General features: G+C 41.0%; 9 protein-coding genes. 5 read left to right on the top strand and 4 right to left on the bottom strand.

What is annotated here, in order from left to right; translation table 11 throughout:
• Positions 1-1,728 (top strand): hypothetical protein (locus QZZ43_RS11070; RefSeq protein ID WP_291859056.1); only part of this gene is annotated, 1,728 nt, incomplete at its 5' end.
• Between the two features lie 2 nt (positions 1,729-1,730).
• Positions 1,731-2,231: a hypothetical protein gene (locus QZZ43_RS11065; RefSeq protein WP_291859052.1), complete on the top strand. Its 501-nt coding sequence runs from the start codon at positions 1,731-1,733 to the stop codon at positions 2,229-2,231.
• Between the two features lie 375 nt (positions 2,232-2,606).
• Here QZZ43_RS11065 and rplT read toward each other — a convergent pair whose 3' ends face one another.
• From rplT to thrS, 4 genes are all read right to left on the bottom strand, one after another.
• Complete coding sequence (rplT, locus tag QZZ43_RS11060; RefSeq protein ID WP_291859050.1) at positions 2,607-2,960, bottom strand: 50S ribosomal protein L20; 354 nt, start codon at positions 2,958-2,960, stop codon at positions 2,607-2,609.
• A gap of 172 nt (positions 2,961-3,132) precedes the next feature.
• Positions 3,133-3,330 carry a 50S ribosomal protein L35 gene (gene rpmI, locus QZZ43_RS11055; protein ID WP_291859047.1) on the bottom strand — a complete coding sequence of 66 codons (198 nt, stop codon included), beginning with the start codon at positions 3,328-3,330 and terminating at the stop codon, positions 3,133-3,135.
• Positions 3,331-3,362: 32 nt separating this feature from the next.
• A complete protein-coding gene (gene infC / locus QZZ43_RS11050) occupies positions 3,363-3,917 on the bottom strand; it encodes a translation initiation factor IF-3 (protein ID WP_291859059.1) in 555 nt (184 codons plus the stop codon).
• Between the two features lie 126 nt (positions 3,918-4,043).
• A complete protein-coding gene (gene thrS, locus QZZ43_RS11045) occupies positions 4,044-6,017 on the bottom strand; it encodes a threonine--tRNA ligase (protein WP_291859045.1) in 1,974 nt (657 codons plus the stop codon).
• A gap of 343 nt (positions 6,018-6,360) precedes the next feature.
• On the opposite strand from thrS, the gene QZZ43_RS11040 reads away from it, so the two are divergent.
• From QZZ43_RS11040 to QZZ43_RS11030, 3 genes are all read left to right on the top strand, one after another.
• On the top strand, positions 6,361-6,954 hold the full coding sequence (locus tag QZZ43_RS11040) for an ATP-binding cassette domain-containing protein (protein ID WP_291859042.1): 594 nt from the start codon (positions 6,361-6,363) through the stop codon (positions 6,952-6,954).
• Between the two features lie 311 nt (positions 6,955-7,265).
• Positions 7,266-8,048, top strand: a complete 783-nt coding sequence (locus QZZ43_RS11035) for an ABC transporter permease (RefSeq protein ID WP_291859039.1) — start codon at positions 7,266-7,268, stop codon at positions 8,046-8,048.
• A gap of 658 nt (positions 8,049-8,706) precedes the next feature.
• Positions 8,707-10,682, top strand: a 1,976-nt coding sequence (locus QZZ43_RS11030) for a SusC/RagA family TonB-linked outer membrane protein (protein ID WP_291859036.1), incomplete at its 3' end; no start/stop codon positions are given.

The following is a 10,682-nucleotide window of genomic DNA, read 5'->3' as shown; positions in this document are numbered from 1 at the left end:
ATCTCAATTCTTTGGTTGAATGATGTTTCCAGTAAAAAATGCTTGCGTTTTTCTCTTAAACTTTTTAGCTTTATCAGCATTAATTTTAACTTTTTAAAACCTAATACCCATGAAAAAAATTCTTTCCGCCACAACTGTGGCATCGTCTTTCTTTCTTTCTTTCTTTCTGTGATTCTCGTTAGTTGTGAAAAAGATGAATCAATAATTGAACCTGTTCAGGAGGAAGTCGCTCCCGATTATGAGTCTATTGCTTCGGCTCGTGACTGGTTCTATGCTCACACAGGAGGAGATGTGATTCTGGAAGAACAATCACAGACAAAGAGCACAAGCAATTCCACAGTTCAACATCCTTTGTTGGGAGATTGGGAAAGTGGCCTTACCAGTAGTGTTGGTAATGTCAAAAATGTTGAAGTGCCCGTTTATAGTGTTGACAACGAAGAGTCCTATGCCGAAGCAATCAATGGCACGGGGAACTTAAAAAGTGGCAAAACAGGCAAAAATGAAGAAAATCTGCCTTCACGCACCCGTTTCGTGGTGCAGACAGATGAAGAAACCGGAGAAACGCGAGGCTTTATGATGACTGTCATGCCCGATGAAGAGTATCTGGCAGAAGGGGGCAGCATCGATTCCATGGATTACTATAACCGTGGAACTGATTTTTCCGGTTTAATTGTCTTTTCTCACCTGGATGGTAGTTTTGCGAATGCGTGGGAATATAAGGAGGGAGAAATTCTTGAAGGATTTGTTCCGGTAGAGGATGAAACCAAAACCAACCAACTTAAAAAAGTAGCAGCTTATGCAGTTATTGTTTGTACAATCTGTTATGAAACGAGAGTATCATCAGGAGGCGTTAATTACTACAATGGAACAACCTGCTATCAACGGTACAAGACTGTTCTTGTGTGGACAGAGGGATTTGAGGGTGGAGGAGCTGGAGGTTCATCTCCTTATGTAACGTATAGACCCTCAGGAGGCGGAGGTGGCAGCAGTAGTGGTAGAAGTGGGATAAATAAAGGAGATTATCTACCTTCATCGCCAAAAATCGTAAAGAACCATCCCTCTTTTGAAAATACCGAAGCCGATTGCGTAAAGCAAAAACTCGACAAAGGCAATATCATTAATGATTTGCTGGCCGGGTTTGGATTAGGGAAAAGTCAGATTGATGTGATTTTTAAAGTTGGTCAGTTAGATAGTATTAATGCTAACGGGAGATGTATTCTCGATGGTACTCGTACTAAAATGACCATAATTATAGATCAAGACCGGTTGTCTGCCCCTTCTATAGCTTTAGCACGCACTATCCTTCATGAATGTTTTCATGCTTATATTTTTGGCAAAATTTTTCAGGAAGAAATTCATAACGGTTTAGCTCCGGAACCTGATTTTTCTAAAGACTGGACGCAATATAAGCTTCTATATGGAGGAGTAGAACCTAGTCAACACAATTACATGGCAGATAAATATCTGGAATTTATGAAACAAGGTTTAAAAGATTTTTTTAACCTTTCGGATAATTCCAGCCTTCGGGAAGAATTTTTGAACGGCCCTGAAGGAGTAGAAAATATTTCATATTGGGATCTGGATACTTTTCTGGAAGTATTGGCTTGGGGAGGACTAAGAGAAACAGATGCTTTTCAGAAGTATTATCAAGATCTTGAAAATTATCGGAATTATAACTTGTTCAGAATGGATTTTTTGCCAAAATGGCCTAAAGAAAATTGTAATTAATCATGAAACACTTAGTTTTTATTGTTTTAGCATTATGTATAGGGCAAGAAATCCTTGCTCAACCTGTCACTAATGATACCGTGGTATGCATCATTGATACCACTAAAAGCTACGTGCATTATCAGGAAAATGTTGTAGAGCGGGAGATACCAACTCCCTTTCACTGGCAGGTGATTGTAGAAGGTCATTATTATGACGATAGACCTCTTCATAAAGATATCGCAGGGGCCAATTTTAGAGCGGGTCTATGGGGGGGGGTTAAAGGTGTTGAAGGGTTTCCCAAAAAGCGAGTTCCAAAGGAAGGACTTGAAAAGAGATATATTGTTGAGGATGATGAGTGGATTAACAATCAAACGAGTTTGCATGATTTAGAGCTAAGGCTTGGGGTTGCCCCTTTTCATAAATATAATTATATCATCTTCAGCCAGGATTATTATTGTACCGAATCTGATTCTGTAACCATGCATCGGGTTGAGATAGGATTTGGGGTGAGTGTAAAATAAACTCTGTTCATAAACCAATAAATGTTAATATTGCAGTTTATGACAGACAAGAAAAAAGAAACATTCGAATATAGAGCCATGCGCGATTTGGCTTTAGAACAATTACGTAGTGGAAAATCCTCTCTCCCCCCTCGATTCCGATCGAGGGGGCTGTAACCCCTCGTCTCTGACGAGAATTCCCAATGACACCAATTATTGAGAAAGCGGTGTGCCGATATCCATTTTTTTGTCGTCAGGAGACGACGGGAGGAAAGCCCCTCGTGCGGAAACGAGGGGTAGTATGGGGCAGACAGAGGGCAATGCGGAATCGAGGGGCAGAAAAAAAGCCCGCAACCAGTTTCTTGGTTGCGGGCTTTAATATTGTTATCTGAACGTTTAGTTCTTGTTCATGGCTTTTTTCACCACCGCTTTGAAAGCATCGGGATGATTAACAGCCAGGTCGGCAAGAACCTTACGGTTGATGTCGATGTTTTGCTCTTTCATGAGTCCCATCAGGCGGCTGTAAGAGATACCTTCCAGACGGGCAGCAGCGTTTACACGCTGAATCCACAGTGAGCGGAAATTTCTTTTCTTGGCTTTACGATCGCGGTAGGCATAAACCATACCTTTTTCCCAGGCGTTTTTGGCAACTGTCCATACATTTTTACGACGGCCAAAATACCCTCTGGTGAGTTTCATCACCTTTTTTCTTCGTGCTCTTGCAGCAACAGCGTTTACTGATCTAGGCATTTTTTACTGTTTTTTAGAATGGTTAGCGTCCCTTTCGACGGGATCTTTTAGCTAAGTCATTCAACGATTAAAAATAATTTTTAAGCAACCTTTGTTAGATTTCAAGAGGCTTTCAATGAGATTTTTTATATTCTAATCTCTAACCTACAGCTTCTGATTTCTAACCCATAACCTACTTCATGGCAAGTTGAAGCTTCACGTTGTTACGGTCTGCTTTGTGTACCTCACCAAAATAAGTCAGGTTACGCTTTCTTTTAGTAGCCTTTTTAGTCAGGATGTGACTTTTGAAAGCATGCTTACGCTTGATTTTTCCGCTTCCAGTGATTGAAAAACGCTTTTTTGCACTGGAATTCGTCTTCATTTTTGGCATTGTTCTATATATTTAGTTCAAAAAATAGACAACTACTTTTTCTTCTTCGGCGAAAGAAACATGGTCATGCGTTTTCCTTCCAGCTTAGGCATTTGTTCCACTTTTCCTACTTCTTCAAGGTCCTGTGCCAGGCGGAGCAATAATATCTCACCCTTTTCCTTAAACAGGATGCTACGTCCTTTGAAGAATACGAAAGCTTTCACTTTGTCGCCATTATTCAGGAAGCCTTCGGCATGTTTCAGCTTGAAATTGTAGTCATGTTCATCGGTATTGGGGCCAAACCTGACCTCTTTAACCGAAACCTGAACTGCATTCTGCTTTTGTTCCTTTTGTTTCTTCCTTTGTTGATAGAGGAACTTTTGATAATCAATGATCCGACATACCGGTGGATCAGCTTTTGGTGAAATTTCTACCAAATCCAATTCCAGTTCATCAGCCAGTTTCATGGCATCCGGTGTCGGGTACACCCCGGGTGTCTCAAGGTTATCACCTACCAGTCGTACCTGAGGTACGCGGATTTGACGATTTGTCCTGTACCTGAGTTCATCTTTGGGGTTGCGTCCGGTATTTTTTCTTGGTCTTCCTATATCTAAACCCTCCTTTACTTTTAATTAAACAATTAAGTTATTTATTTTTAAGGCTTTGTCAGCCTTTGTTTTCAATTCTCTTTCCAAATTACTTTTTTTGGCCCCTCTTTGGAGGGACGGGGGGCCTTATTCCCCTCCTTGCGAACGGCTAGGGGAGGTTTCAATCTCCTCAAGCAGTTTCTGTTCTTCTTTCTTAATGAACGCAGTAAACTCCTCAAGTGTCTGAACTCCCTGGTCTCCTTCTCCCTGACGACGAACTGAAACCTGATTATTATCGGCTTCTTTTTCTCCTACAATCAACAGATAAGGGATACGTTTTAATTCGTTGTCGCGTATCTTTTTACCTATCTTCTCATTACGGTCGTCTAACACGGCGCGAATATCGGAATTATTCAGGAAATTTAAAACATTTTTTGCGTATTCGTTGTATTTTTCGCTGATGGGCAGTATTACTGCCTGTTCCGGAGTCAGCCACAATGGGAATTTTCCGGCAGTATGCTCTATCAGAACCGCAACAAAACGCTCCATACTTCCAAATGGCGCTCTGTGAATCATGATGGGGCGATGTTTCTGGTTGTCCTGACCGATGTATTCCAGTTCAAAACGTTCCGGAAGGTTGTAGTCAACCTGAATGGTTCCCAACTGCCACTTGCGTCCGATGGCATCGCGTACCATAAAATCCAGTTTGGGGCCGTAGAATGCAGCTTCACCTGTTTCCACTACGGTTTCCAGTCCTTTCTCATCACATGCCTCAATGATAGCTTGTTCCGCTTTTTCCCAGTTTTCATCCGAGCCAATGTATTTTTCTTTATTACTTGCATCCCGCAAGGAGATTTGGGCAATATAATCTTTAAAGTCAAGTGCTTTAAAGATATAAAAGATGATGTCGATTACTTTTTTAAACTCATCTTTCAACTGGTCGGGACGACAGAAAATGTGTGCGTCGTCCTGGGTAAATCCTCTTACCCTTGTTAAACCATGTAATTCACCACTTTGTTCGTAGCGGTAAACGGTACCAAACTCAGCGTATCGGACCGGAAGGTCACGATAAGAGTGAGGTTTTACATTGTATATTTCACAATGGTGAGGGCAGTTCATGGGTTTGAGCAGAAATTCTTCACCTTCGGCTGGTGTGTGGATGGGCTGAAATGAGTCAGCTCCATATTTGGCGTAATGGCCGGAAGTTTCATAAAGCTCTTTCTGACCGATGTGTGGGGTAATTACCTGCTCGTAACCATATTTTACCTGTACGCGCTTTAAGAAATTTTCCAAACGCTCCCGTAATTTGGCACCTTTGGGCAGCCACAGCGGCAATCCCTGGCCTACACGCTTCGAAAAAGCAAACAGTTCCAGTTCTTTTCCTAATTTTCTGTGGTCGCGTTTGGCCGCTTCTTCCAGTTTTTGCAGATGTTCTTCCAGCAATTTCTGTTTGGGAAATGAAATACCATATACACGGGTCAACTGTTTGCGTTTTTCATCACCACGCCAGTAGGCACCTGCAATGCTCAATAGCTTGATGGCCTTGATGGGAGCAGTGTTTGGCAGGTGAGGTCCGCGACAAAGGTCGGTGAAATTTCCCTGCTCGTAGAAGGTAATGGTACCATCTTCCAGTTCACTTATCAGCTCAACTTTGTATGGGTCACCCTTTTTTTCAAAAAAGTTCAGGGCTTCCTGTTTGGAGACATCGCGTCTTTGGTACTCCATTTTCTGACGGGCCAGCTCCTGCATTTTCTTTTCAATTAATGGCAGGTCGGCATCGGTCAATACCTCTTCACCCGGATCCACGTCGTAGTAGAATCCGTTTTCAATAGCTGGTCCGATTCCAAATTTCATGCCTGGATAGAGGGCTTCTAAAGCTTCAGCCAAAAGGTGTGCTGAGGAGTGCCAGAAAGCATGTTTGCCTTCGGCATCTTCCCACTTATGGAGTTTGATATTTGCATCCTCGTTGATCGGCCGTTGAAGATCGTACAACTGATCATTCACTGTGATGGCCAAAACCTCTTTGGCCAGACGCGGACTGATGTCACGGGCAATCTCTTCGCCGGTGATACCTGCCGCATATTCACGTACCGATTGGTCGGGTAATGTTATTTTTATCATTATGTTTGTGTTTAGTCTTTTAGAACGCGCAAAGGTAACGATAAGGCAGGTAAAATAAAAATGGTGGGCCAGCTAAATCCCCCCAAGTGCCCCCTAAATCCCCCCAAGGGGGATTAATAAGGAGGATGATGCCGCTTAAGTGGTTCCCTAAAGTGCCGTAAAGGGGGTAGGACAAAGGCAATAGCTACGAGCCAAGAGCTAAGAGCTACCAGCTACCAGCCAATAGCTAAGAGCTACCAGCTACCAGCTACCAGCCAATAGCTACGAGCTAAGAGCTAAGAGCTAATAGCTACGAGCCAACTTTTACGAACTATTGTTTATAGGATACACATTATAATGTAATATGATCCAATTTGAAGAAATCACACTTTCATTTTCAACCGGAAAAGTATTTTCCAATCTTTCCTTTTCTGTAGAGGAGGGAGGCCATGTTTGTATTTCCGGTCCATCCGGAAGTGGAAAATCCTCGGTATTGAAAATCATTCAGGGTTATATATTGCCAGACAAAGGTAATGTTAAGATAAACAGAACGTCATTAAATAAGAATTCTGTTAAAGAGCTCAGATCCATTATGACTTATGTACCTCAGAATATTAATTTGCCTGTAACCAGTGGAGATGAATTACTGAAATTGTTAGGTGCCGGGAACAAAAGAGAAAATACCGGACGTTTTTTGCAAAATCTGGGTCTGGAGAAAAATATGGTTCACAGACCCTTTGATGAAATGAGTGGTGGACAAAAACAGCGGATTGTTATTTCCGTTTGTCTCTCGCTCGACCGAGATGTCATTTTGTTGGATGAACCGACCTCTTCGCTTGATGAGGAATCTATCCAAAACCTGATTCGGGTGATAAACGATTTGGAAGGAAAAACCATTGTATCGGCTTCGCATAATCAAATGTGGATAGAATCAGTTGATAAGGTTGTTGCCCTGTAATGATAAAGGAGAGCAAAAGGCATGGAGCATGGAGAAAGGGGAGAGGGTGTGATGGTTGGAAGGTAAATTTGTTAGAAGAAGAGAAGTGAAACTCTTGCCGGAAAGTGGTGTATTTGTTGACAAGAAACACTTGTGCAGCAATTATTTTGTGCTCACCTCCTGTGCCTGTATAAGGGATACCCTTACCCGCAAAACTTTTTATTCATGGAACCTTTGTAATCTTTGAATAAAAAAGAGTTGCGAAGCAACATACACAATAAGAAGTTTTCAACGAAAACCGCTAAATTATTTGAGGACAAAAAAGTCAGACAATGCAAACAATGATTGACATAAAAATTCAGGATTTGATTTTAGGATTTTCAATCCTCATTATTCCTTTTCTGATTTTCAGTTATTACAAAGTAAGGTTGAATCGTGACCTGATTGTAAGTGTAATTCGGATGGTTGTCCAACTTTTCCTGGTAGCACTGTATCTTGAGTGGATTTTCGAGATAAACAGTGCATGGATTAATTCTCTTTGGGTTCTTATAATGATTATTGTGGGAGGTGGCACTGTTGTAGAAAGGGTTGGCATTTCCTGGAAGCAGTTTTTATTTCCTTTTATTCTTGCCGGATTTGTTTCTATGACCATAATTGATGGTTTCTTTCTGGGCTTTGTGATAAAAACGGACTATTTTTTCGATGCTCGTTATTTTGTTCCTATCTCCGGAATGGTTCTCGGTAATTCTCTTAATCATAATATAGTCGGTTTAACGGCTTTTTTTAAGGGGCTTTCCAGGGATAAAGAGTTGTACAACTTTCTCCTGACCAATAGTGGCAGTTCACGTCTGGCACTTCGACCATTTATACAGGGTGCCCTCATAGAAAGTCTGAACCCATTATTGGCAACCATGTCTGTTATAGGGTTGATCTCCCTTCCTGGAATGATGACAGGTCAGATTCTTGGTGGGGCTTCTCCTGCTGTGGCGATAAAATATCAGGTGATGATTATGCTTGCCATTTTTGTGGGTTGCACACTCACATTGGTATTAAGTATTCTTTTTTCAAAGCGATTGGTGTTTGATGAAATGGGGAATGTGAAAGGGGCCCCCTAATTCCCCCCAAGGGGCACTCATGCGGCATGGAGAAAGTGGCATGGAGCATGGAGATTAAGGCATGGGGCATGGATTATGGAGTATATAGTTTTTGAGTAATAATCATTCAGCTTCTACTATCCAGTCTCTACCATCCAACTTCCAGCCTCTAACTTCCACCGTTTCCATCAAAAGACCTCTTGTTGAGGTTCGGCTGTCTTAACCAATTAAACCAAAACCTCTATTGTTTGTTTTTTTTAGGTAACAGTAGAAAACTATTGTCTGCTGTTATGCAAGGTTTGTTAATTAGGGGTTGTGTGTTTCGAAAAACTTAAAATAATGTTTGTTGGCCCCATTTTTTAGGGGGTGGTTTTGGAGAATGGTTAAAACACATAAGGTTGGTGGGGCGTTTTAGGGGTGTTTTCTTGCTAGAAAACGCAAAAAAAAGCTGTAGGTTATTTTTTGAAAGTAAAAAGTTATATATTTGTGACAGAATACACACAAAACCTCTTTTCGGCTTAATGAAATGTTCCAAAAGACCTGATAAAGGTCATGGTTATGATTCACGGGTTATTTTATGATAAAAATCATGTGTTAAATTGTGATAAAACTTGAAAACATTCATTAATTTGAGTGCGTTCTTTTATTGTTCTATTTTTTAATTTTAAACCTATAATCTATGAAGAAAGTACTTTTAGCACTTTCGTTCCTAATGGTTTTAGGGCTTGGTTCTGTTTTAGCACAAGCTCAGACTGTTACAGGGACTGTTACGGGAAATGAAGATGGTATGCCGATACCCGGTGTTTCCGTTTTCGTTAAAGGAACTACAGTGGGTACTGTTACCCAGGTAGATGGTACATTTTCTTTGAATGTACCTGAAGATGCAGAAATTATTGTTTTCTCTTTCATCGGAATGCAATCTCAGGAAATTGCTTATGAGGGACAAACTACCATTGATGTGGCACTTGAATCAGAGTCTATTTCAATGGATGAAGTGATTGTAGTGGCTTATGGCACTGCAACTAAGGAATCTTTTACTGGTACAGCTGCCAAAGTTAATGCTGAAAAGATTGAATCAAAGAATGTTTCCAATATTTCGCAGGCTCTTTCTGGTGAAGTTGCCGGGGTTCAGGTAATTAATTCAAATGGACAGCCTGGTTCCAGCGCGGATATCAGGATTCGTGGAATTGGTTCAATTAATGGTAGTAGAGATCCATTATATGTTGTTGATGGTATTCCCTTGCAGGGAGATATTAACTCTATAGCACCATCGGATATTGAATCAACTACAGTTTTGAAAGATGCCGCTGCTACCGCAATTTATGGTTCCAGAGGTGCTAACGGTGTGGTAATTATTACCACCAAACAAGGAAAAAAAGGCGAAAGCAGAGTTGAGGTTGATTTGAAACATGGTGTGAACTTCCGTTTGCTACCTGAATATGATGTTTTTACAGAGCCAGAGAGTTATGTTGAAACGGCCTGGAGCGCTTTGAAAACACGCGGAATGCTTAGAGGTGCTGTTGACCCTGTTGAATATGCAAATACATGGATTTTTGCTGATCCAAATTCAACTCCTGGTTTTGATCAGTATTATAATATGTGGGATGCTGATGGAGCAGATTTAATTGATCCCAATACCGGAAAATTTAACCCAGGGGTTTCAAGAAAATACACACCTGAAAAATGGCGGGATGCATTGTTTCAAAATGCTAATCGGACAGAAGCCAGTGTGCGCCTAAGTGGCGGTGACGAAAAAAATCGTTATTATACTTCTTTTAGCTGGTTGGACGATCAGGGATATTATATTAATTCGGATTATGAAAGATTTACTGGTCGTGCCAATATTGAGCACCAGGTTAAATCGTGGTTGAAAGGTACCATGAACATGAGTTTCATGAAATCAACTTCTAATTTTGCCGGAGGTCAGGACGAAGATTCCAACAATGGTTTTTGGTTTGTGGCCAATATGCCTCCTATTTATCCTGTCTATGCCAGAGATGCTGAGGGTAACAAAGTTCCTGACCCAATTTTTGAAGGTCAGTCTATTTATGATTACGGTGATGATGAATACGGAACACGTCGCTTTGGCGCTTTAACCAATGCAGTGGCCAGTAGCGTTCATGATGTTGTTCGGACCGACAATAAGCAATTTTCAGGAAATTCAAGGTTAGAGGCTACCTTTTTAAAGGATTTCAACTTTAGCACTACATTTGGGGTTGAATATTTAACCTCTGATTATGATAATCTTGGTAATGCTTTTTATGGTGGTTCAGCCAATCAGGGGGGAAGCATATATAAAGTTAAAGAGAACTATTTTGCTTACACAACCACCAATAAGTTGGAGTACACCAAAAAAATTGACAATCATAATGTTAAGGTTTTTGTTGCTCAGGAAGCATCTGCTCTGGATTATAAGCGTTTGTCGGCTTTTAAATCAAACCTGGCTGACCCGTTTAGTCTGGAGTTGAACAATGCCGTTGTTTCTTCACCATCGTCTTCTTATACAGAAGAATATATGCTTGCCAGTTATTTTGGTCAGGTGAGTTACGATTACGATGAGAAATACTTCTTTCAAGGAGTTTTGAGAAGAGACGGTTCTTCAAAGTTTATTGAAGATAAGTGGGGTACCTTTGGGTCTGTTTCCGGTGCATGGAT

This window comes from Marinilabilia sp. (assembly GCF_016278715.1).
Lineage (GTDB): Bacteria > Bacteroidota > Bacteroidia > Bacteroidales > Marinilabiliaceae > Marinilabilia.
The sequence above is the reverse complement of the archived record's forward strand: the minus strand, read 5'-3'. Positions and strand labels throughout refer to the sequence as shown.

Bases quoted from the DNA above. Each gene is read 5' to 3' on its own strand.
- rplT (WP_291859050.1), bottom strand. From the start codon at position 2,960: ATGCCTAGATCAGTAAACGCTGTTGCTGCAAGAGCACGAAGAAAAAAG.
- QZZ43_RS11035 (WP_291859039.1), top strand. From the start codon at position 7,266: ATGCAAACAATGATTGACATAAAAATTCAGGATTTGATTTTAGGATTT.
- rpmI (WP_291859047.1), bottom strand. From the start codon at position 3,330: ATGCCAAAAATGAAGACGAATTCCAGTGCAAAAAAGCGTTTTTCAATC.
- QZZ43_RS11065 (WP_291859052.1), top strand. From the start codon at position 1,731: ATGAAACACTTAGTTTTTATTGTTTTAGCATTATGTATAGGGCAAGAA.
- QZZ43_RS11040 (WP_291859042.1), top strand. From the start codon at position 6,361: ATGATCCAATTTGAAGAAATCACACTTTCATTTTCAACCGGAAAAGTA.
- thrS (WP_291859045.1), bottom strand. From the start codon at position 6,017: ATGATAAAAATAACATTACCCGACCAATCGGTACGTGAATATGCGGCA.